Genomic DNA, 20,830 nt, shown 5'->3' with positions numbered 1-20,830 from the left:
CGCCCTGTTCTTTCCGATGAAGTGGAGACCTCATGACCATGACGCCGCTATCCGCACGGTCGCGCCGAGCCGTGGCCATACCGGCGGGCATGGCCCTGGCCGCCGCACTCGCCGTGCTGCCCGGCTCGGCCAGCGCCGCCCCGGCCGACGGCGGCGCGGAGACCACCGCGCGGACCGCCGCGGAAGGCGAGTCCCTGAGCTATGTCGTCAACGTCCGCCCGGGCAAGGGCACGAGCGCGAGGGTCGGGAAGGCGATCGCCAGGGCCGGCGGTACGGTCGTCCAGGCGTACGACAAGATCGGCGTGATCGTCGTCCACGCCTCGGACCCCGGCTTCGCCGAGAAGATCCGCGGCGTGAAGGGCGTCCAGTCGGCCGGTGCCACCCGCACCGCGCCGCTTCCCTCGGCCGCCACCACCGACGTGGGCGCCCCGCAGGAACTGACGCCCAGCCAGATGAAGGCCGCGGAGGCCAAGGCGGAGGAGGACGAGGACCCGCTGCAGCCGCTCCAGTGGGACCTGCCCGCCATCAAGGCGGACCGGGCCCACGAGGTCTCGCTCGGCAGCGACAAGGTCACCGTCGCGGTGATCGACACCGGCGTGGACGACACCCACCCGGACCTGGCGCCCAACTTCGACCGCGAGGCGTCCGTCAACTGCGTGGCCGGCAAGCCGGACACCAGCGACGGCGCCTGGCGCCCGACCGCGGGCGAGAGCCCGCACGGGACGCACGTCGCGGGGGAGATCGCCGCCGCGAAGAACGGCGTCGGCGTCACCGGTGTCGCCCCGGGCGTCAAGGTCTCCGGCATCAAGGTGTCGACCGTGGACGGCTGGTTCTACACGGAGGCCGTCGTCTGCGGCTTCATGTGGGCGGCCGAACACGGCGTCGAGGTGACCAACAACAGCTACTACGTCGACCCGTGGATGTTCAACTGCACGGACGACCCCGACCAGAAGGCGCTGGTGGAGGCGCTCACCCGGGCGACCCGCTACGCGGAGCGCAAGGGCGCGGTCAACGTCGCCGCGGCCGGCAACTCCAACTTCGACCTGGCCTCGGACTCGATCATCGACAACTCCAGCCCGAACGACTCCACCCCGGTCGAGCGCGACATCGACCCGAGCGTGTGCCCGGACATCCCGACCCAGCTCCCCGGCGTGGTCACCGTCTCCTCGACCGGGGCCAAGGGTCTCAAGTCCTCGTTCTCCAACTACGGCAAGGGGGTCATCGACATCGCGGCGCCGGGCGGTGACAGCACCGCCTACCAGCCGCCGGAGGCGCCGGCGACCAGCGGGCTGATCCTCGGCCCGCTGCCGGGCGACCGCTACGGCTACATGGCCGGTACGTCCATGGCCTCCCCGCATGTCGCGGGTGTCGCCGCGCTGATCAAGAGCACCCACCCGTGGGCGCCGCCGGCGGTGGTCAAGGCCCTGCTCAAGGCCCAGGCGGACCGGAAGTCCTGCACCGACCCGTACGACATCAACGGCGACGGCGAGGCGGACGCGGTCTGCGAGGGCGGCCGGTACGGCAACGGCTTCTACGGAGCCGGGCTCACCGACGCCCTGGACGCGGTGAAGCGCTGACCCCCTGAGGGGAGTTCAGCCCCGGAGGGCCGGGCGGCCGCGGTGCCGCCCGGCCCTCCGGCCGTTCGCCTCCCCGGTGGCGCCCCGGGGCTACTCCCCGGCCGGTACGGCGTCCGGCGCGGCGGCCGGCACCACGCCCGGCACCACGGCCGGCACCGCGGCCGGCACCGCGACGGCCGCCGGCTCCGGCTGCCAGCCGGGCCCGCGCAGCACCCGCCCGGCGCGTTCGCGCCAGCTCCGGGCGGCGCGCAGGTCCCGGGCGATGGCCACGTACTCGTGGGTGGCCACCCGCAGCGGGTTGTAGGTGCTGATGTTCTTCGTCAGCCCGTAGACGGGACGCTCCACCTCGGCCGCGAAGGAGCCGAACAGCCGGTCCCAGACGATGAGGATGCCGCCGAAGTTGCGGTCCAGGTAGCTGCCCTGCGAGGCGTGGTGCACCCGGTGGTGGGAGGGCGTGTTGAGGACGAACTCCAGCGGCCGGGGCAGCTTGCCGATCCGCTCGGTGTGGATCCAGAACTGGTAGACGAGGCTGACGGAGGAGAGGAAGGCCAGCACCGCCGGGTGCACACCGCAGGCGATCAACGGCAGGTAGAAGGGCCAGGAGGTGAGGCTCGTCCAGGGCTGGCGCAGCGCCGTGGAGAGGTTGAACTTCCGGCTGGAGTGGTGCACCACGTGGCAGGCCCAGAGGATGCGGATCACGTGGTGGCCGCGGTGGGACCAGTAGTAGAAGAAGTCCTGGGCGACCACCAGGAGCAGTACCGTCCACCACACGGTGGGCACCCGCAGCGGCGTCAGCTCGTAGACGGCCGTGTAGATCGCGACAATCGGGATCTTCCACAGCAGGTCGAACACCAGGCTGCCGAGGCCCATACCGATGCTGGTGGCGGCGTCCTTGGTCTCGTAACCGGCGGAGTCCTCGTCGGGGTGCAGCCGGTAGCTCACCGCCTCCACGACGGTGAGCAGCACGAAGGCGGGGATCGACCACAGCACGACGTCGGGAAGGTTTGGCATGTACGCACGATAGGACCACCGCGCCGGTGCCGCCAGAGGTGGTTACCGAGCAGTATTTTCTTCTTCCCGGCGCTCCCCCGCGGCACGGCCGGATCCCCTCGGTGCCGGGCCCGGGATCCCGCCCGCCGGGTGGATCGCCGGCCCCGGCCGACGGCGCGTCAGCACCCGGCCCGCCCGCCGCCGACTCCCCACCGCAGCCGCGAGTTGAGGGCCCGGCCCCGCCCGGACACCGGTTCGGATCCGGCCCCGGGCACGGGGTGCGGCGGTGATGTCGGCGGGGCCCCGTATTCTCAGTGACCATGCTCGAAGACCGCACGGCAGCCCCGCCCCTCATCGGGCGGCAGGCCGTTCCGACGCCCCCGACCGCCTGGCCCCCGGCGTATCCGCAGGGCTATGCCGTGGTCGACGTCGAGACCACCGGTCTCGCCCGGGACGACCGCATCGTGTCGGCCGCCGTCTACCGGCTCGACGCTCGGGGTGAGGTGGAGGACCACTGGTACACCCTGGTCAATCCGGAGCGCGACCCCGGACCGGTGTGGATCCACGGCCTGACGAGCGACGTCCTCGAAGGCGCCCCGCTCTTCCCGGAGATCGCCCAGGAGCTCGCCGCGCGGCTCGACGGCCGGGTGCTCGTCGCGCACAACGCCATGTTCGACTGGTCGATGCTGGCCCGGGAGTACGCCCGTGCGGGCAGCGCCGCCCCGGTGCGGCAGCGGCTGTGCACCATCGCGCTGGCCAAGGAGCTGCGGCTGCCGCTGCCGAACCACAAACTGGAGTCGCTCGCCGCGCACTACGGCGTCGAGCAGCGCCACGCCCACCACGCCCTGGACGACGCCCGGGTGCTCGCCGAGGCGTTCCGGCCCAGTCTGCATCTGGCGGCCGGCAGCGGTGTGGACCTGCCGCTGCACACCTGCCGGCCGCTCACCGAGTGGCAGGACAGCCCCTCCCCGTCCGCGGGGGTGCGCAGCTCGTACCGTCCGGCGAGCTGGCGGCCCAGCCGCAAGCGCCCGCCCTGCCCGTACCCGAATCCGGGCCGGTACGAGCCGGGCGGGCGGCTCGTACAGGGGATGCGGGTCGCCTTCTCCGGTGACACCTCCGTGGACCGCGAGCTGCTGGAGGACCGGGCCACCGAGGCCGGCCTGCATGTCGCGACGAGCGTCTCCCGGCTCACCAGCCTGCTGGTGACCAACGACCCGGAGTCGGCCACCTCCAAGGCCGTCCGGGCCCGGTCCGTCGGCACCCCCGTGGTCGACGAAGCCGCGTTCATGCAGCTGCTGGGCGACGTCGCCCCGCAGGACGCCGCCCCGCAATCAGGTGAATGAGGCGCGACGCGCCCGCCGCACGCCCCCCGTCCGATGCCGTGCGCCCGCAGTCTGTGGCGCATGGCCAGATGCGAGGTATGCGGAAACGACTACGGCATGAGCTTCGAGGTGCACGCGCAGGGCGACGTGCACGTCTTCGACTGTTTCTCCTGCGCCATCCACCGCATGGCGCCGATCTGCGAGCACTGCGGCTCCCGGATCATCGGCCAGGGCACGGAGGCGGACGGGCACTTCTACTGCGGTGCCCACTGCGCCCGCGCCGAGGGGAGGGTGGGCCTGGTCGACCACGTCTGATCACGGCCGCCGGGGCGGCGCCGCGCCCGCCCCCGCGCCGCCGCCGGCCTCGCGCCGCCGCCCGCCGGGCCCGCCGGGCCCCTACCGTCCCGCACCCCGCGACCGAGTTGTACGGTCGTGGGGTGTACCGCTTCCTGTTGACCCGGCAGTGGGTGATCCTCACCCTCGTGGCGCTGCTCCTCATCCCCGTGATGGTCGAGCTGGGATTCTGGCAGCTCCACCGCCATGAGAACCGGGTCGCGCACAACCGGCTGATCGAGCGGAACCTCGAAGCCCGCCCCGCGCCGGTGACCGAGCTGACCTCGCCGGGCCATGTGGTGCCGAAGGACGACTACTGGCGGAGCGTGACGGCCACCGGTTCCTTCGACACCCGCAACGAGGTCGTGATCCGCCAGCGGACCGCCCCGGACGGCGACCGCATCGGCTACTTCGTGCTGACCCCGCTGCTCCTCGGCGACGGCCGCGCCGTCCTCGTCAACCGCGGCTGGATCGAAACGGGCACGGACCTCACCGCCTTCCCCGAGATCCCGGCCCCGCCCGCCGGGAAGGTCACCGTCACCGGCCGCCTCATGGGCGACGAGACCACCGAGGCCAGCGGCATCAAGGACAAGCGGGGACTGCCCGACCGGCAGTTCATGTTGATCAACAGCGCCCAGCAGGCCGAGCGGCTGGACCGGGAGGTGCTGGGCGGCTACATCGAGCTGGTGGAGCCGGCCGCCGCGAGCCCCCGGCCCCTCGTCGAGCCCGACCACGACGGCATCGGCGTCAACATGGCCTATGCCGTGCAGTGGTGGATCTTCGCCGCCGGGGTCCCCGTCGGCTGGGTGATCCTCCTGCGCCGCGAGCTCGCCGACCGGCGCCGCGCGGAGGCCGCCGGTGACGAGGAGCAGGACGCCCCCGTGCCCGTTCCGTCCTGAGCCGGAGAACCCCGGCGTCCGCGCGCCCGGCCGGGGTAGGCAGGAGAGAGGCCACGGGCGGCGGGCGCCCGGGCACCATCGGGGAAGGGACGACGTGCCGGGACTGATCGAGGACTACGCGCTCATCGGCGATCTGCAGACGGCCGCCCTCGTGGGCCGCGACGGCTCCATCGACTGGCTCTGCCTGCCCCGCTTCGACTCGGGCGCCTGTTTCGCCGCCCTGCTGGGCGACGAGGAGAACGGCCACTGGCGGCTGGCCCCCCGCGCCGCCGGCCCCGGGGCGGTCTGCAGCCACCGTTCGTACCGCGGGGACACCCTGGTGCTGGACAGCGTCTGGAAGACCCCGGAGGGCAGCGTCCGGGTCACCGACTTCATGCCGCAGCGCGACCGCGCCCCCGACCTCGTCCGGATCGTCGAGGGCCTGTCCGGCCGCGTGGAGATGACCAGCGAGATCCGGCTGCGCTTCGACTACGGCGACATCGTCCCGTGGGAGCGCCGCGCCGACGGCCACCACATCGCCATCGCGGGCCCGGACTCCGTCTGGCTGCGCGGCGAGAAGGCCGTCTGGACCCGCGGCGAGGACAACTGCACCCGGGCGAACTTCACCGTCGCCGCGGGGGAGCGCGCGGCCTCCGTCCTCACCTGGCACCCCTCGCACGAGGAGGTGCCGCCCGCCATAAACCCGTACGAGTCGCTGGCCCACGCGCTGGAGGACTGGGAGGAGTGGTCCGCGCAGTGCACCTACCAGGGGCCCTGGCGGGAGGCCGTGCTGCGGTCGCTGATCACTCTGAAGGCCCTCACCTACGCCCCGACGGGGGGCATAGTGGCCGCGGCCACCACCTCGCTCCCCGAGCAGATCGGCGGCGTCCGCAACTGGGACTACCGCTACTGCTGGCTGCGGGACGCCGCCCTCACCCTCAAGGCGCTGGTCGCCGGCGGCTATCTCGCCGAGGCCTCCGCCTGGCGGGACTGGCTGCTGCGCGCCGTCGCCGGCTCCCCCGCGGACCTCCAGATCATGTACGGGATCGCGGGCGAACGGCGGCTGACGGAGTTCGAGGCGCCCTGGCTCAAGGGCTACGCGGGCTCGGCCCCCGTCCGGATCGGCAACGCCGCCGTGGAGCAGCACCAGCTCGACGTCTACGGCCAGGTCCTGGACTCCCTCCACGTCGCCCGGCGCAGCGGCCTCGCCCAGGAGGAGAACGCCTGGAACCTCCAGCGGGCGCTGATGGACTTCCTGGAGGGCCACTGGCGCGAGCCGGACGAGGGGCTCTGGGAAGTGCGCGGCCCGCGCCGGCACTTCGTCCACTCCAAGGTCATGGCGTGGGTGGCCGCGGACCGCGCGATCCGCACCGCGGAGATGCATCCGCGGCTGGAGGCGGACACCGGCCGCTGGCGGGCGATGCGGGACTCGGTGCACCGCGAGGTGTGCGAGAAGGGCTACGACCCGGAGCGCAACACCTTCACCCAGTACTACGGCTCCCGGGGGCTGGACGCGGCCACGCTCCTCATCCCCGTGGAGGGCTTCCTGCCGCCCTCCGACCCGCGTGTGGTGGGCACCGTGGACGCCGTCCGCCGCGAGCTCGACCACGGCGGCCTCATCCGCCGCTACGACACCGGTTACGGGGAGGACGGCCTGCCCGGCAGCGAGGGCGCGTTCCTCGTCTGCTCCTTCTGGCTGGCCGACGCGCTGCTGGCCACCGGCCGCCGCGCCGAGGCCCGCGAACTCTTCGAGCGGCTGCTGGGCCTCCGCAACGACGTGGGACTGCTGGCCGAGCAGTGGGATCCGGCGACCGGCCGCCAACTGGGCAACTACCCGCAGGCGTTCAGCCATGTGGGCCTGGTCAACACGGCCCGTGCGCTCTCCTCGGGGGACGGTACGAGACCATGGGGCCATGGATCTTGGACTGAATGACCGTGTGTACGTCGTCACCGGCGGCTCCCGGGGCCTCGGCCTGGCCGCCGCCCGCGAGCTGGCCGCCGACGGCGCGAGGATCGTGCTCGCCTCCCGTGACGGGCAGAGCGTCGCCGCCGCGGCGGAGAAACTGGGCCCGAACGCGATCGGGGTCGCCGCCGACAACGCCGATCCGGAGACCCCCGGCCGGCTGATCGGTACCGCCCGGGAGCACTTCGGGCGGTTCGACGGCGTGCTGGTCAGCGTCGGGGGCCCGCCGCCCGGCTCGGGCGCGGAGAGCAGCGACGAGCAGTGGCGGTCCGCCTTCGAGTCCGTCTTCCTGGGCGCCGTCCGGATGGCCCGCGTGGCGGCGGACGAACTGGACGAGGGCGGCGTCATCGGCTTCGTGCTCTCCGGCTCCGTCCACGAGCCGATCCCGGGGCTGGCCATTTCCAACGGGCTCCGCCCCGGGCTGGCCGGCTTCGCCAAGTCGCTCTCCGTGGAGCTCGGCCCGCGCGGCATCCGCGTCGTCGGGCTGCTCCCGGCCCGGATCGACACCGACCGGGTCCGCGAGCTGGACGCGCTCTCCGGGGACGCGGAGGCGGCCCGCGCCCGCAACGCGGCCGCGATCCCGCTCGGCCGCTACGGCACCCCGGAGGAGTTCGGCCGGGCCGCGGCCTTCTTCCTCTCCCCCGCGGCCTCGTACCTCACCGGGGTGATGCTCCCGGTGGACGGCGGCTTCCGGCGCGGTTTCTGAGCCGGGGCGGCCCGCCGGCCGCGGGACGCGCGGGCCCGGTCTCCGCGGGACCGGCCGGTGACGGCGGGTCCCGCGGAGGCGGCGGGCGGCGTCAGTCGGAGAGGCCCGCCAGATCGCGGAGGCGGCGGCTCTGGGCCGCGCGCTCGGCGGCCCGCTGCTCGTCGAGGGTGCGGCCGGCCGCGTCCTTCAGCAGGGCCTTGGTCTCGATCACGGCGTCGCGCGGCGCCGCCAGCACGGCCGCCGCCAGGTCGCGGGCCGCGGCGTCGAGCTCGGCCGCCGGGACCACGAGGTTGGCGAGGCCGGTGCGCTCGGCCTCCTCGGCCTGGACGAAGCGGCCGGTGACGCAGATCTCCAGCGCGCGGGCGTAGCCGACGAGGGCGACCAGCGGGTGGGTGCCGGTGAGGTCCGGCACGATGCCCAGACCGGTCTCGCGCATCGCGAACCGGACGTCGTCGGCGCAGACCCGCAGATCGCAGGCGAGGGCGAGCTGGAAGCCGGCGCCGATGGCGTGCCCCTGCACCGCGGCGACGGTGATGATGTCGTTCCGCCGGAGCCAGGTGAAGCCCTCCTGGAACTCGGCGATGGCGGACTCGCCGCCGTCCTCCCGGGCCGCGAGCTGTATGACGGAGGGCTCGCCGTCGATCCCCTCGGGGGTGAAGGCGCGCCGGTCGAGGCCCGCGGAGAAGGACTGGCCCTCGGCCCGCACCACGACGACCCGGACGGTCCCCGGGAGCAGCCGCCCGGACTCGGCCAGGGCGCGCCACAGGGCGAAGGTCTGGGCGTTGCGTTTGGCGGGGTTGGCCAGGGTCACCGTGGCGACGGAGCCGTCGTCGTCGAGGGTGAGCCGTACGCCGTCCCGGTCCAGCAGGGTCATGGGTGCCTCCGGAATGGGCCGCAGTGGATCAGCGCCTGTCGGGGAGCGGGGCCGTGGATGTACCGGTCCGCTCCCGGGCAACTGTATTACTGCACAGTAACCACCCGGACGGTCCAGGGACCGACCGGGTGGTCACCACCCGTTCCCTCGGGGCGCACCGCCCTTGCGGACGGGACGGATGTCAGGCCGAGGTGGCCTTCTTGCCGCGTGTGGCACCGCCGCGGCCCCGCAGGGTCACTCCTGACTCACTGAGCATCCGGTGGACGAATCCGTAGGAGCGGCCGGTCTCCTCGGCCAGCGCCCGGATGCTCGCACCGGAGTCGTACTTCTTCTTCAGGTCAGCCGCGAGCTTTTCGCGCGCGGAGCCGGTTACCCGGCTGCCCTTCTTCAGAGTCTCGGCCACCCGTGCCTCCTCATGGGAAGTGCGCCTCTGGACTTCTCATGATCACCCCTATCCGCCGTCCTGGCCACCCATTCGACAAGGTCCGTACGACATCCTTGACCCTTGTATGGCACACGGAAGGGGTGGCGGATTGAACTCCCGATTCCGTTTCCGACCGCCGTTTTCCGTTTTCCACCGGAAATGGCCAGGTCAGCTGTGGTGGACGGGCCGGAGGACCGGACATGGCACACCGGGAGCGCACCGGTACGGGGACGCACCGGGGTACGAACCGGACTCACTCAGATGATGGATCACGCATGGGCCGAATGATCCAGCCGGAGTGGATCAAGCGGTGGGGCCGCCCCCGGAGACCGGGCCGGGCCGGGAGATCAGGCCAGGGCGACGAGATCCGCGTAGTCCTCGCCCCACAGGTCCTCCACGCCGTCCGGCAGCAGAATGATCCGCTCCGGCTGGAGCGCGTCCACGGCGCCCTCGTCGTGGGTCACCAGGACCACCGCGCCGGTGAAGGTGCGCAGCGCGCCGAGGATCTCCTCGCGGCTGGCCGGGTCGAGGTTGTTCGTCGGCTCGTCGAGCAGCAGCACATTGGCCGAGGAGACCACGAGGGTGGCCAGCGCCAGCCGGGTCTTCTCCCCGCCGGAGAGCACCCCCGCGGGCTTGTCGACGTCGTCACCGGAGAACAGGAACGAGCCGAGGGTCTTGCGGACCGCGACCAGATCGAGGTCCGGGGCGGCGGAGCGCATGTTCTCCAGGACCGTGCGGTCCGGGTCGAGGGTCTCGTGCTCCTGCGCGTAGTAGCCGAGCTTGAGGCCGTAGCCCGGGGTCACCGCGCCGGTGTCGGGCTTCTCCACGCCCGCGAGCAGCCGCAGCAGCGTGGTCTTGCCCGCGCCGTTGAGGCCGAGGATGACGACCCGGGAGCCCTTGTCGATGGCCAGGTCGACGTCCGTGAAGATCTCCAGGGAGCCGTAGGACTTCGACAGGCCCTCGGCGGTGAGCGGCGTCTTGCCGCACGGCGCCGGGTCGGGGAAGCGGAGCTTGGCGACCTTGTCGGAGACCCGCTGCTCCTCCAGGCCGGAGAGCAGCTTCTCCGCGCGCCGGGCCATGTTCTGGGCGGCGACGGTCTTGGTGGCCTTGGCCCGCATCTTGTCGGCCTGGCTGTTGAGGGCGGCGGCCTTCTTCTCGGCGTTGGCGCGCTCCCGCTTGCGGCGCCGTTCGTCGGCCTCGCGCTGGGCCTGGTACTGCTTCCAGCCCATGTTGTAGACGTCGATGCGGGAGCGGTTGGCGTCCAGGTAGAACACCTTGTTGACGACCGTCTCGACGAGCTGCACGTCGTGGGAGATGACCACGAAGCCGCCGCTGTAGGTCTTGAGGTAGTCCCGCAGCCAGATGATCGAGTCGGCGTCGAGGTGGTTCGTGGGCTCGTCGAGCAGCAGGATGTCGGAGTCCGAGAAGAGGATCCGGGCCAGCTCGACCCGGCGGCGCTGGCCGCCGGAGAGGGTGTGCAGCGGCTGGCCGAGGACCCGGTCGGGCAGCCCCAGGCTGGCGGCGATGGTGGCGGCCTCGGCCTCGGCGGCGTAACCGCCCTTGGTGAGGAACTCGGTCTCCAGGCGCTCGTACTTCTTCATCGCCTTGTCGCGGGTGGCGCCCTGGCCGGTGGACATCCGCTGCTCGTTCTCGCGCATCTTGCGGATGACGGCGTCCAGGCCGCGGGCGGAGAGGACGCGGTCGCGGGCGAGCACGTCCAGGTCGCCGGTGCGCGGGTCCTGGGGCAGATAGCCGACCTCGCCGGAGCGGGTGACGGTCCCGGCGGCGGGGATGCCCTGGCCGGCGAGGACCTTGGTGAGGGTGGTCTTGCCCGCGCCGTTCCGGCCGACGAGGCCGATGCGGTCGCCCTTGGCGATGCGGAAGGAGGCGGACTCGATCAGAAGGCGGGCTCCGGCGCGCAGCTCAAGGCCGGTGGCGGTGATCACGGAAATACTCCAGGCGGAACGGACGGACGTCGGGCGGTCGGATCGACGGGCGGATCCAGGCGAATCCGGAATGATTCCGGGCGGATCGCGGATCTCTCGGGGCCGCGTCACGGCGCGGTCGCGACGCCGCCTAATGAGCGAGGAGAATTGCCATACGGGCCAGTCTAACGGTGCGGCGCAACTCGGTTTCCCCGGCGGTTCGGGCCACGGCCGGGCCCTCTCCGGCGGGCCCTTCCGGGCACGGACGGGGAGACTGGGTGGCGGACGGGCCGTACCGCCCGCCGCCCGTACGGAGCCGATCCGGTGAGGAGTGACGGCCATGACGGACAGCCCGGCCCGAGCGGGCCGTGACGGCGCCGGCGCGGATGCCCGTGGCGGCGGGGGCGCCGGTGCGGGTGCCGGGGCCAGCGCCCATCCCAGCATCTGCCCGACCCTGCGCTACGAGGACGCGCACGCGGCTCTCCGGCAGCTCACCGGGGCCTTCGGCTTCACCGAGGTCGCGGTGTACGAGGACGAGGAGACCGGCACGGTCGTCCACGCCGAGCTGTCGTACGGCAACGGGGTGGTGATGCTCGGCAGCACGGCGGAGAAGGGGGCGCTCACCGACGCCCCGGCGGACGGCGGTCCGGCGGGTGTCTACGTACGGGTGGCCGACGTCGACGCGCACCACCGCCGCGCGGTGGCCCACGGCGCGGAGATCCTCACCGCCCCGGCCGACGAGCCCTACGGCGCCCGGACGTACACGGCCCGGGACACCGGGGGCCATGTGTGGAGCTTCGGCGACTACGCCCCCAGCACGATGCCCCCGGGCTGATGCCCGGGGGGGGTGCGCCCCGGTGCTACGCGCCGCCCGTGTGCACCTGGAAGGCCGCCCGGCGGACGGCCTTGGCCAGGGCCGGGTCCGGGTGGGCCGCGGCCAGGGCGACCAGGACCTGGACCGTGCGCGGATGGCCGACCGAGCGCACCTCCCTGAGCAGGGCGGGCACGGTCTCCTGCACCGCCGACTCCAGGTGGTGCACCAGCAGCTGGCCCTCGCCGTGGTCGGCCACCGCGGCGGCGGTGTCCACCCAGAGCCAGGTCGCCTCCTCGCGGGTGAGCACGTCCGGGGAGTCCTCGGGGTCGCCGCCCTCCTGTTCGGCCAGCCACAGCAGGGCGTACGGGCGCAGATACGGCTCGCCGGTCACCGCCCGCACGGCCGGCTCGGCGGGGGCGCCGACGACCCTCAGCGCCTCGAAGGCGAGGCCGCGCAGCAGGGCGTCCTCGCCGCGGGCCGCCTCCAGCAGTTCCTCGACGGCGCTGCCGACGGGACGGGCCGCGAGCCAGGCGCGGTACTCCGCGCGAGCCGGGCCGGGGGTGAGGTTGGCGCAGCCGCGGAGCATGTCGGCGGCGGACTGTTCGATGTTGCCGGCCGGGCTCTGGGCGGCCACGCAGATCTGTTCGAGCTTGACCCAGACCGCCCAGTTGCCGAGCGGGGTCAGCATGGCCTGGCCGTCCTCCCGGGTCAGCGCGCCGACGGAGACCAGGCCGTCCAGCGCCCAGTCCAGCAGAGGTGCCGGGGGCGGACCGCCCGCGGGGCCGTCCCCGGCCGGTCTCTCCCCGGGCCGGTCACCGGCGGTCCCGGTGCGCTCGGCGGGGCGGTGGCCGGGGCGGGGTGCCGTTGCCGGCGCCGGGGACCTCGCAGCGTTCCGTCCGGAGTTCGGCGACACGCTGTTCGAGGATGTCCCCGAGCGTGCCGAGGGGCACGGGACCGGCCGACAGCTGGAGGACGGAGAGCAGCTGCGGGACGGCCTCCACGACTTCCGCGACGACGGTGGGAGCGAAGGCGGACGGGGCGGGATGGGCTATCGACCAGGCGTCGAGCAGGGCGACCCAGCCGCGCAGCGCGGCGGTGTCGTCGCGGTCCCAGGCGTGGAGGCGCCAGCCGGGGCGGGCCACGTCGCCGTGGAGTTCGACGAGCCCGGCGAGCCGCGCCCGGTCCCAGTCGGCACGGACCCGGTGCGGTGCCAGCCCGAGAGCGGCGGCGGCCCGTTCGGCGGACTCACCGGAGAGCACTCCCGTACCGCCGGGCCCGGGCCGGGCGCCGCGGCCCCGCTCGGCGTCGGCCCAGCGGGCGATCCGCACCGCTCCGGCGAGGATCTCCCGCGCGTGGCGCGCCAGTTCGGCGGGGCGGGTGTGCCCGCGGGCGGGCGGGGAGCGGTGGCCCCCAGGCCGGGGGGCCCTGCCGTTTACGACGGGTGGTCACCGCCCGCCTGGCGGCGGTCGTCGGTCGTTTCGGGACAAGATGGAGCCGGGAGTCGCGCGGAGTACGGGACGTCACGGCAGCAGTGTCCCGGGTGACGGCCCGAAAGCCCAATCGGAGGGTGTGGCGCCCAGGACGCAGCGGGTTCGGAACGCTCCCCCGGGCCGGCCCGGCACGGGCCGCGAAAGGGTTCCCGGCCCGTGCCGGGGCCGGTACGCGGGGACGCCGCGCACCGCGTGACGGCGTTTCGGGCCGCTCCCCCGGCCCCCGTGCCCGGAGCTCCGGCCGCCGCTCGCCCGCCCCGGGCCGGCTACAGCAGCGCGGTCAGGAAGCGGCGCAGGGCCTCCTCGTAGCCGGCCGGGCCGGCGTTCCACATCGCGGCGTGCGGGGCCTCCGGCACCGCGTGGAGGGTGACGAGATCCGGGCGGCGCTCGGCGAGGAGCTGCGAGCGGTCCCAGGGGGCCAGCCGGTCGTCCGGGCCGTGCAGGATCAGGGTGGGAACGGAGACCCGGGACGGCGCCGAAGCCTCCGCCAGGCTCTCCGCGCCGAGCCCCGCCCTGCCCTCCGCGGCCCGTACGGCCAGCGGCAGCAGCGCCCTGGGGGTGCCGTGGGCGGCGGCGAGGGCGCGGACCGTGGAGTGCCAGTCGAGCACGGGCGAGTCGAGCACCAGGCCGCTGATCCGGTCCCGCAGCGCCGAGTTGGCCACGGTGTGCACGGCCATGCTGCCTCCGGTGGACCAGCCGTGCAGCACGACCCGCTCGGCGCCCCGGTGCACGGCGAAGCGGACGGCGGCGTCCAGGTCGCGCCACTCGGTGTCGCCGAGGTGCCCGGTGCCGTCCGGGTCGCGGGGCGCGCCCGGGTCGCCCCGGTAGGAGAGGTCGAGCACGGGGATGCCGAGGCCGGAGAGGAACGGCATGACGACCATGGGGTGTTCCCGGGTGGTGCCGAGGCCGTGTGCGGTGACGACCCAGGTCGAGCGGGTGCCGGGCACCAGCCAGGCGGGCAGCGGGCCCAGTTCGCCGGGCACCTCCACGTCCTCGTACTCCAGGCCGTGCGCCTCACCGGGGTTGCCGGTGTGGACCTGCGGGGTGAAGCGCACCTTGGCACCGCGCCGGAGGCCGCCGCGCTCCACCCGCACCAGGCGGCGCACCACCGAGTCGGGCGGGCAGTCGGTGTCCTCGGCCACGTCGCCGATGACGGCGTGCACGCCGCCGCCGGTCAGTCCGTAGGTGCCGGGCCGCAGCGAGGCCAGGCTGCGGGTGAGGGTCACCGTGTCGGCGGTGGTGGCGTGGACGGTGAGCCGGGGGTCGCTCGGCAGCGGCCGGGACGGGGACAGGGCCGCGTCGCCGGCGTACCGTCCGGCGGCCACCGCGGCCGTACCGGCGCCGAGAACGGTTGTGGCGGCGAGGGCCGCCGCTGTACGAGGTCGCATCGGTCCCAGTGTGCTCGGGATACGGCCGGGCGGCCAGTGCCGGCCTGCCCGGGGTGATCCGGCCGGGGGCGCGGCGGGCCGTCAGGGGCGCGGGCCGTAGTCGCGGAGTTTCCCGGCGGCCTCGGCCAGCTCCTCCCGGGAGAGCAGGGCGGGGCTGAGGCCGGGCACGGACCGGGCGGCCAGCCAGACCCGGCACATCCACTCCAGCTGCGCGGTCCGGTCGTACGCCTGGTCGAGCGTGGCGCCGTAGGTGAGCGTGCCGTGGTTCCGCAGCAGGCATCCGGTGCGGTCGCGGAGGGCGTCCAGGGTGTGGCGGGCCAGCTCCTCGCTGCCGTAGAGCGCGTACGGGGCGACGCGGACGGGGCCGCCGAGCGCGGCGGCCATGTAGTGGACGAGGGGGAGCTCGGTGACGAGCGTGGAGACGGCCGTGGCGTGCACGGCGTGGGTGTGCACGATGGCGCGGGCGCCGGTGGCCCGGTAGACCGCGAGGTGCATCGGCAGTTCGCTGGTGGGCCGCAGTGCGCCGAGGAGGCGCCGTCCGCCGAGGTCCACGCCGACCGCGTCCGCGGGGCCGAGCCGGTGGTACGGCACCCCGCTGGGCGTGACGAGGACCGTGTCGCCGACGCGTACCGAGACGTTGCCGGAGGTGCCGGCGACCAGCCCCTCGTCGGTGGTGCGCCGGGCCGTGGCCACCAGATCGGCCCAGGCGCCGGCGAGCTCCTGCGGGAGCGGTTCCGTCACTGCCCTCACCTCCGGTGGCCGATCCTGTCAGAGAGGGGGCCGGCGGGCCGGGGGCGGGAGCCGGCGGCCCGCCTCGGCCGTGACGGAACTCCCCCTTCCGCGGTTTCCGCCGGGAGAGCTGTTCACCTTTGGTCCGGTGTGTATTCAGTCTCCGGACGCCTCGGAGCGGCCAATCCGCCCGGTATGGTGCCTCTTGAGGGAAATGGGACCTTGCCGCCACCCCCGGATGGCGGCCCGCAATCGCACCTGGAAGCCCACTCCAATTCACCTTCCGTTCACCGGACGTCCCTACCTTCGCTGTGTAACCGGCCCCCGAAACGATTGCCTGGGTGAATGGAACACATCACGCTTCTCATCGGGATCGTGATCATCACGGCCTTGGTGTTCGACTTCACGAACGGCTTCCACGACACCGCCAACGCGATGGCCACGACCATCTCCACCGGGGCCCTGAAGCCCAGGACAGCAGTGGCGATGTCGGCGGTCCTCAACCTCGTCGGCGCGTTCCTGTCCGTGGAGGTCGCCAAGACCATCTCCGGCGGCATCGTCGACGAGAGTGGTATCCGCCCAGAAGTGATCTTCGCCGGGCTCGTCGGCGCGATCATGTGGAATCTGCTGACCTGGCTGGTGGGCCTCCCCTCCAGCTCGTCGCACGCCCTCTACGGCGGTCTGATCGGCGCCACCCTCTTCTCCGCCGGCATCGGGGCCATCCACCTCGACGTCGTCCTCTCGAAGGTGCTGCTGCCTGCCCTGGCCGCGCCGATCGTCGCGGGACTCGCGGCGATGGCCGCCACCCGGCTCACCTACCGGCTCACCCGCGGACGCGACGAGCGGGACACCGCCAAGGGCTACCGCTCCGGGCAGATCGCCTCGGCCGCCCTGGTCTCCCTCGCCCACGGCACCAACGACGCCCAGAAGACCATGGGTGTGATGACCCTCGCGCTCATCACCGGCGGTGTGCTCGCGCCCGACGCCGGTCCGCCGTTCTGGGTCATCACCTCGGCCGGTGTCGCCATCGCCCTCGGCACGTACCTCGGCGGCTGGCGCATCATCCGCACCATGGGCCGGGGCCTCACCGACATCCAGCCGCCGCAGGGCTTCTCCGCCCAGACCGGCGCCGCGACCGTCATCCTCGCCTCCTCCCACCTGGGCTTCGGCCTCTCCACCACGCAGGTGTCCTCCGGCGCGATCATGGGCTCCGGCCTGGGCCGCAAGGGCGGCGTGGTGCGCTGGTCGACCGCGACCCGCATGTTCGTCGCCTGGGGCCTGACCCTGCCGGCCGCCGGCCTCGTCGCCGGGCTGGCCGCCCTGCTGGCCGGGCGCGGCACCTGGGGCGTCACCGCGGTCGCCGTCATGGCCGTCGCGGGCAGCGCGTGGATCTGGGTGAAGTCGCGCCAGGAGAAGGTCGACCACAGCAATGTGAACGACGTTCCCGCCCCGCACGCCGATCCGGAGCACGAGGACATCGTCGCCGACGTCGTCGCCTCCCTCTCCCCGCCGCCCACCGACTCCGTGCTGGAGGCGGCCGCCCACGACGGCGAGGCCGGTTCCCCGCGCTCCGCGTCCCCGGCGTCCCAGTCCGCGGCGTCCAAGGCCACCGTCGTCTGACGGCTCAGGTAGAAGGAAGAACCGTATGAACATCGACTGGGCAGCACTCGGCCAGGTCTCCGTGGTCAGCCTCGTGGCGACCGTCGCCATCGTCGGCGTCTTCACCCTGGGCATCGTCGGCACCTCCGCCCGGCGGCACCCGCAGGCGGACGGCGCGGAGGGCGCCACGGTCACCGAGGCGCCGACCGCCCTGGCGCGCACCCTCGCCACGGTGTGCTTCGCGGTCTCCGCGGCGGTCGTGGCGTACGGGATCTATCTGATCGTCGCCTGACGGTCTCCCGCACCGCCCGCACCGCCCGCGTCGAACGGGCGGCGGTACAGCGGCACCCGGGCCCGCCGCCCGGACAGCGCGTGACGCGTGCTGCCGGGTGGCGGGCCCTGCCCGCGCCCCTTCCGCCCGCCCCGCCCTGCCCGTCCGCGGCCGCCCGCCCCCGTCCCTCTCCCGCCCGGCTCGCCCCGTCCCGTGCGCCCCTCCCGTCCCGGCACCGGACGGCGTACGCACCGCGCGCCCCGGTGTGGCACTCCGCACACTGATCCCCCGCAGGTCAAGGGCGAGTTGACGGGCGTTCCCGGGCGTGGTGGACTGCCGGGGCCAAACGGCGGCAGGAGAGGAAGCCGGTGCGAATCCGGCGCGGTCCCGCCACTGTCACCGGGGAGCGCACCCCACCCACGTCACGGCCCGTTCCGACGGGCGGGAAGACCGGGGCCCGCGCCGATCCGGGAGCCAGGAGACTCTCACCGCCGGTCACGTCGAACCAGGGCGCGGACCCTGAGTGAGGACAAACGCGATGCCCGGCTGCCGCCGCAGTACGCCCTGCCGTCGAACGCCCCGTGGCCGAACGGCCCGCGGGCGGGCACCCTCCCTCCGCTCCCGGCGGCCCCGCCGCCCCGTCCCCCTCCGAGGCGTGACGGCGGTCTGAGCCGATGCGTGCCGAAGACGCCGCCGGGGCCTCCGCGCCCCGGACACCCGCGCCCCGACACCCGCTCTCCCCGCTCCGCGGACGCCGTCCTCGCCGCCGGTACGGCGCTCGGCTTCCTCGCCGACCTCCTTCTGGCCGATCCCCGGCGCGGCCACCCCGTCGCCGCGTTCGGGCGGGCCGCGACGGCCGCCGAGCGGCTGCTGTGGCGCGACCACCGGGGCGCCGGGGCGCTGTACACCGCCCTGTGCGCCGGCGGCACGGTGGCCGCGGCCGCCGGCCTCTCCCACGCCGTACGCCGCTCCCCCGCCGCCTCCGGAGCGCTGACCGCCGCCGTCACCTGGGCCGTGCTGGGCGGTACGTCGCTCGGCCGTGAGGCGCGGGCCGTCGGCGCCGCGCTGGAGGCCGGTGACCTGGCACGGGCGCGCGAACGGCTGCCGGGTCTCTGCGGGCGGGACCCGCGGTCGCTGGACGCACAGCAGATCGCCCGCGCGGTCGTGGAGTCCGTCGCGGAGAACACCTCAGACGCGGTCGTCGGGGCGCTGGTGTGGGGTGCCGCCGCCGGGGTGCCCGGCCTGGCCGGCTTCCGCGCGGTCAACACCCTCGACGCGATGGCCGGCCACAAGTCGCCGCGACTGCGCCGGTTCGGCTGGGCCCCGGCCCGGCTGGACGACGTGGCGGGCTTCCCCGGGTCCCGGCTCACCGCCGCGCTGGCCGTGCTCGCCGGCCCGGACCCGCAGGGTGCCCTGCGGGTGCTCCGGTCCGACGCCCGGCGCCACCCGAGCCCCAACGCCGGTCCGGTGGAGGCGGCGTTCGCGGGGGCCCTCGGCGTACGGCTGGGCGGCACGCTGGCGTACGGCGGCCGGGTCGAACACCGGCCCGTGCTGGGGGCCGGCAACCGCCCGGTGGAGCCGCGCGACATCGAGCGTGCGGTGCGCCTCTCGCGCCGGGTCGGCGCGCTGGCGCTGGTGGTGTGCGCCGGCGGACGGCTGGCGTACGGGGCGCTCCGGGGCGCGACGGCCGTCTCCCGGCCGCCCGCCGGAGAGGGGCGGGGATGACCGGCACCCACGGCGGCACCGCCCGGACCGGCGGCGGCCTGCTCGTCGCGGGGACCACCTCCGACGCCGGCAAGAGCGTCGTCACCGCCGGGATCTGCCGGTGGCTGGCCCGCAAGGGCGTCTCCGTGGCCCCGTTCAAGGCGCAGAACATGTCGCTGAACTCGTTCGTGACGCCCGAGGGGGCCGAGATCGGCCGCGCGCAGGCCATGCAGGCGCAGGCGGCGTGGGTGGAGCCGTCGGCGCTGATGAACCCGGTGCTGCTCAAGCCCGGCGGCGATCGCAGCAGCCAGGTCGTGGTGCTCGGCAAACCGGCCGGCGAGCTGAGCGCCCGGGGCTACTTCGCGGCCGGCCCGGGGACCGGGGGCGCCCCGAGCGCGAACCGCCGGGAGGCGCTGCTCCCCGTCGTCCTCGACTGCTACGAGCGGCTGCGCGCCCGGTACGACGCGGTGATCTGCGAGGGCGCGGGCAGCCCGGCGGAGATCAATCTGCGCCGGCACGACATCGTCAACATGGGGCTCGCGCGGGCGGCCGGACTGCCGGCCGTGGTGGTCGGCGACATCGACCGGGGCGGGGTGTTCGCGTCCTTCTTCGGCACCACCGCCCTGCTGAGCCGCGCCGACCAGGCGCTGGTCGCGGGCTATGTGGTGAACAAGTTCCGCGGTGACGCGTCACTGCTGGAGCCGGGGCTGGACATGCTGCGCGGGCTGACGGGGCGGCAGGTGCTGGGCGTCCTGCCGTACGCGCACGGCCTGGGCATCGACGAGGAGGACGGGCTGCGGCTCTCGCTGCGCGGCGCGGTGCGCGAGTCCGCCGCCGGGCCGCCGTGCGGCGAGGAGGTGCTGCGGATCGCCGTGGCGGCCGTGCCGCTGATGTCCAACTTCACGGACGTCGACGCGCTGGCCGCCGAACCCGGCGTCCTGGTGCGCTTCGCCGACCGGCCGGAGGAGCTGGCCGACGCCGATCTCGTCGTCCTCCCGGGCACCCGCGGCACCGTGCGGGCGCTGGCCTGGCTGCGCGAACGGGGGCTCGCCGAGGCCGTCGCGCGCCGGGCGGCGGAGGGGCGGCCGGTGCTCGGGATCTGCGGCGGCTACCAGATGCTGGGCGAGCGCATCGAGGACGAGGTCGAGTCGCGGGCCGGGGCGGTGGACGGGCTCGGACTGCTGCCGCTGCGGGTGCGCTTCGCGGTGGAGAAGACCCTGGCACGGCCGGCGGGCGAGGCCCTGGGCGAGCCGGTGGCGGGCTACGAGATCCACCACGGCGTGTCCGACGTGGCGGACTCCGCCGAGCCGTTCATGACCGACGGCCGGGGCCGGGCCCTGGACGGCTGCCGGGCGGGCTCCGTCTGGGGCACGCACTGGCACGGCTCACTGGAGAGCGACGCCTTCCGGCGGGCGTTCCTGCGCCGGGTGGCGCGGGACGCCGGGCGCCGCTTCGTCCCGGCGCCGGACACGGCTTTCGGGGAGCTGCGCGAGGAGCAGCTCGACCGGCTGGGGGATCTGATCGAGGAGCACGCCGACACCGGGGCGCTGCTGCGGCTGATCGAGGAGGGAGCGCCGCCGGACCTGCCGTTCGTACCGCCGGGCGCGCCGTGAGCGCGGCTGTCCGTACGCCGCCGGGCGCGCCTGCCGTGAGCGTGCGGTCCGGCGCGCCGTCCCGCCGAGTACCGCCCCGGCCGTCCGGGCCGCGGAGGCGGACACCTGACCGATTTCCGAGGGTTCCACCGGAGGGCACCGCATGAACGACACCGTCACGAGCGCCGCCGTCACGAGCGGCACGGCCGGCGCCGTGTCCCGCTCCCCCGATCCGCACTACCCGTTCACCG

Annotated in this window: 17 protein-coding genes, 1 pseudogene and 1 riboswitch; of the genes and pseudogenes, 11 read left to right on the top strand and 7 right to left on the bottom strand. The window is 74.4% G+C overall.

From position 1 onward, the window contains the following. Window positions 1–38: 38 nt before the first annotated feature. Window positions 39–1,577 carry a S8 family serine peptidase gene (locus E4N63_RS25750; RefSeq protein WP_230242659.1) on the top strand — a complete coding sequence of 513 codons (1,539 nt, stop codon included), beginning with the start codon at window positions 39–41 and terminating at the stop codon, window positions 1,575–1,577. Window positions 1,578–1,667: 90 nt separating this feature from the next. Here E4N63_RS25750 and E4N63_RS25745 read toward each other — a convergent pair whose 3' ends face one another. Beyond that, the gene (locus tag E4N63_RS25745; protein ID WP_230241803.1) at window positions 1,668–2,588 is read right to left on the bottom strand and encodes a sterol desaturase family protein; all 921 of its coding nucleotides are present in this window, start codon (window positions 2,586–2,588) and stop codon (window positions 1,668–1,670) included. A gap of 299 nt (window positions 2,589–2,887) precedes the next feature. On the opposite strand from E4N63_RS25745, the gene E4N63_RS25740 reads away from it, so the two are divergent. The 5 genes from E4N63_RS25740 (at window position 2,888) to E4N63_RS25720 (ending at window position 7,769) form a co-directional block, all read left to right on the top strand. Continuing rightward, a complete protein-coding gene (locus tag E4N63_RS25740; RefSeq protein WP_125626241.1) occupies window positions 2,888–3,910 on the top strand; it encodes a DEDDh family exonuclease in 1,023 nt (340 codons plus the stop codon). 60 nt (window positions 3,911–3,970) lie between these two features. Next, the gene (locus E4N63_RS25735) at window positions 3,971–4,204 is read left to right on the top strand and encodes a hypothetical protein (RefSeq protein WP_125626240.1); all 234 of its coding nucleotides are present in this window, start codon (window positions 3,971–3,973) and stop codon (window positions 4,202–4,204) included. A 122-nt stretch (window positions 4,205–4,326) separates the two neighbouring features. After that, on the top strand, window positions 4,327–5,121 hold the full coding sequence (locus E4N63_RS25730; protein ID WP_230241802.1) for an SURF1 family protein: 795 nt from the start codon (window positions 4,327–4,329) through the stop codon (window positions 5,119–5,121). A 94-nt stretch (window positions 5,122–5,215) separates the two neighbouring features. Further along, window positions 5,216–7,033, top strand: a complete 1,818-nt coding sequence (locus E4N63_RS25725; protein ID WP_125625805.1) for a glycoside hydrolase family 15 protein — start codon at window positions 5,216–5,218, stop codon at window positions 7,031–7,033. Then, window positions 7,014–7,769: an SDR family oxidoreductase gene (locus E4N63_RS25720; protein ID WP_230241801.1), complete on the top strand. Its 756-nt coding sequence runs from the start codon at window positions 7,014–7,016 to the stop codon at window positions 7,767–7,769. The genes E4N63_RS25725 and E4N63_RS25720 overlap by 20 nt, the downstream gene beginning before the upstream one ends. 91 nt (window positions 7,770–7,860) lie before the next feature. On the opposite strand, the gene E4N63_RS25715 is transcribed toward E4N63_RS25720, so the two are convergent. The 3 genes from E4N63_RS25715 to E4N63_RS25705 all read right to left on the bottom strand — a co-directional run bounded on the left by E4N63_RS25715 (window position 7,861) and on the right by E4N63_RS25705 (window position 11,013). Continuing rightward, window positions 7,861–8,643, bottom strand: coding sequence for an enoyl-CoA hydratase/isomerase family protein (locus E4N63_RS25715; RefSeq protein WP_230241800.1), 783 nt, complete (start codon window positions 8,641–8,643; stop codon window positions 7,861–7,863). A gap of 181 nt (window positions 8,644–8,824) precedes the next feature. Next, on the bottom strand, window positions 8,825–9,046 hold the full coding sequence (locus E4N63_RS25710; protein WP_019709629.1) for a helix-turn-helix domain-containing protein: 222 nt from the start codon (window positions 9,044–9,046) through the stop codon (window positions 8,825–8,827). Window positions 9,047–9,414: 368 nt separating this feature from the next. Further along, complete coding sequence (locus E4N63_RS25705; RefSeq protein WP_230241799.1) at window positions 9,415–11,013, bottom strand: ABC-F family ATP-binding cassette domain-containing protein; 1,599 nt, start codon at window positions 11,011–11,013, stop codon at window positions 9,415–9,417. A gap of 319 nt (window positions 11,014–11,332) precedes the next feature. Between E4N63_RS25705 and E4N63_RS25700 the strand changes: the two genes are divergently transcribed. Further along, window positions 11,333–11,827 (top strand): VOC family protein, encoded by a 495-nt coding sequence (locus E4N63_RS25700; RefSeq protein ID WP_230241798.1) that lies wholly within the window; start codon window positions 11,333–11,335, stop codon window positions 11,825–11,827. Window positions 11,828–11,852: 25 nt separating this feature from the next. Here E4N63_RS25700 and E4N63_RS25695 read toward each other — a convergent pair. From E4N63_RS25695 to E4N63_RS25685, 3 genes and pseudogenes are all read right to left on the bottom strand, one after another. After that, window positions 11,853–13,220: pseudogene (locus E4N63_RS25695) on the bottom strand (hypothetical protein). A 342-nt stretch (window positions 13,221–13,562) separates the two neighbouring features. Continuing rightward, window positions 13,563–14,684 carry an alpha/beta hydrolase gene (locus E4N63_RS25690; RefSeq protein WP_125625800.1) on the bottom strand — a complete coding sequence of 374 codons (1,122 nt, stop codon included), beginning with the start codon at window positions 14,682–14,684 and terminating at the stop codon, window positions 13,563–13,565. An 81-nt stretch (window positions 14,685–14,765) separates the two neighbouring features. Beyond that, window positions 14,766–15,425, bottom strand: a complete 660-nt coding sequence (locus E4N63_RS25685; RefSeq protein ID WP_228429729.1) for a class II aldolase/adducin family protein — start codon at window positions 15,423–15,425, stop codon at window positions 14,766–14,768. A 333-nt stretch (window positions 15,426–15,758) separates the two neighbouring features. On the opposite strand from E4N63_RS25685, the gene E4N63_RS25680 reads away from it, so the two are divergent. The 4 genes from E4N63_RS25680 to E4N63_RS25665 all read left to right on the top strand — a co-directional run bounded on the left by E4N63_RS25680 (window position 15,759) and on the right by E4N63_RS25665 (window position 20,600). Then, entirely contained in the window at window positions 15,759–17,033 is a 1,275-nt protein-coding gene (locus E4N63_RS25680) for an inorganic phosphate transporter (protein ID WP_230241797.1), read from the top strand. A 25-nt stretch (window positions 17,034–17,058) separates the two neighbouring features. Further along, window positions 17,059–17,304 carry a hypothetical protein gene (locus E4N63_RS25675; RefSeq protein WP_019709623.1) on the top strand — a complete coding sequence of 82 codons (246 nt, stop codon included), beginning with the start codon at window positions 17,059–17,061 and terminating at the stop codon, window positions 17,302–17,304. Between the two features lie 336 nt (window positions 17,305–17,640). Beyond that, window positions 17,641–17,768: riboswitch (cobalamin riboswitch) on the top strand. 316 nt (window positions 17,769–18,084) lie between these two features. Next, window positions 18,085–19,008: a cobalamin biosynthesis protein gene (locus E4N63_RS25670; RefSeq protein ID WP_230242657.1), complete on the top strand. Its 924-nt coding sequence runs from the start codon at window positions 18,085–18,087 to the stop codon at window positions 19,006–19,008. Then, entirely contained in the window at window positions 19,005–20,600 is a 1,596-nt protein-coding gene (locus E4N63_RS25665) for a cobyric acid synthase (RefSeq protein ID WP_230241796.1), read from the top strand. The genes E4N63_RS25670 and E4N63_RS25665 overlap by 4 nt, the downstream gene beginning before the upstream one ends. Window positions 20,601–20,830: the final 230 nt, after the last annotated feature.

Source organism: Streptomyces sp. MNU89 (assembly GCF_020982505.1).
In the GTDB taxonomy this organism is placed as follows: domain Bacteria; phylum Actinomycetota; class Actinomycetes; order Streptomycetales; family Streptomycetaceae; genus Streptomyces; species Streptomyces xinghaiensis.
This window is presented reverse-complemented; position numbering and strand designations above follow the sequence as displayed.

What these genes read in the sequence shown, in the direction of transcription:
- E4N63_RS25750 (WP_230242659.1), top strand. Translation starts at nt 39, where the DNA reads ATGACGCCGCTATCCGCACGGTCGCGCCGAGCCGTGGCCATACCGGCG.
- E4N63_RS25745 (WP_230241803.1), bottom strand. Translation starts at nt 2,588, where the DNA reads ATGCCAAACCTTCCCGACGTCGTGCTGTGGTCGATCCCCGCCTTCGTG.
- E4N63_RS25740 (WP_125626241.1), top strand. Translation starts at nt 2,888, where the DNA reads ATGCTCGAAGACCGCACGGCAGCCCCGCCCCTCATCGGGCGGCAGGCC.
- E4N63_RS25735 (WP_125626240.1), top strand. Translation starts at nt 3,971, where the DNA reads ATGGCCAGATGCGAGGTATGCGGAAACGACTACGGCATGAGCTTCGAG.
- E4N63_RS25720 (WP_230241801.1), top strand. Translation starts at nt 7,014, where the DNA reads ATGGATCTTGGACTGAATGACCGTGTGTACGTCGTCACCGGCGGCTCC.
- E4N63_RS25715 (WP_230241800.1), bottom strand. Translation starts at nt 8,643, where the DNA reads ATGACCCTGCTGGACCGGGACGGCGTACGGCTCACCCTCGACGACGAC.
- E4N63_RS25700 (WP_230241798.1), top strand. Translation starts at nt 11,333, where the DNA reads ATGACGGACAGCCCGGCCCGAGCGGGCCGTGACGGCGCCGGCGCGGAT.
- E4N63_RS25690 (WP_125625800.1), bottom strand. Translation starts at nt 14,684, where the DNA reads ATGCGACCTCGTACAGCGGCGGCCCTCGCCGCCACAACCGTTCTCGGC.
- E4N63_RS25680 (WP_230241797.1), top strand. Translation starts at nt 15,759, where the DNA reads ATGGAACACATCACGCTTCTCATCGGGATCGTGATCATCACGGCCTTG.
- E4N63_RS25675 (WP_019709623.1), top strand. Translation starts at nt 17,059, where the DNA reads ATGAACATCGACTGGGCAGCACTCGGCCAGGTCTCCGTGGTCAGCCTC.
- E4N63_RS25665 (WP_230241796.1), top strand. Translation starts at nt 19,005, where the DNA reads ATGACCGGCACCCACGGCGGCACCGCCCGGACCGGCGGCGGCCTGCTC.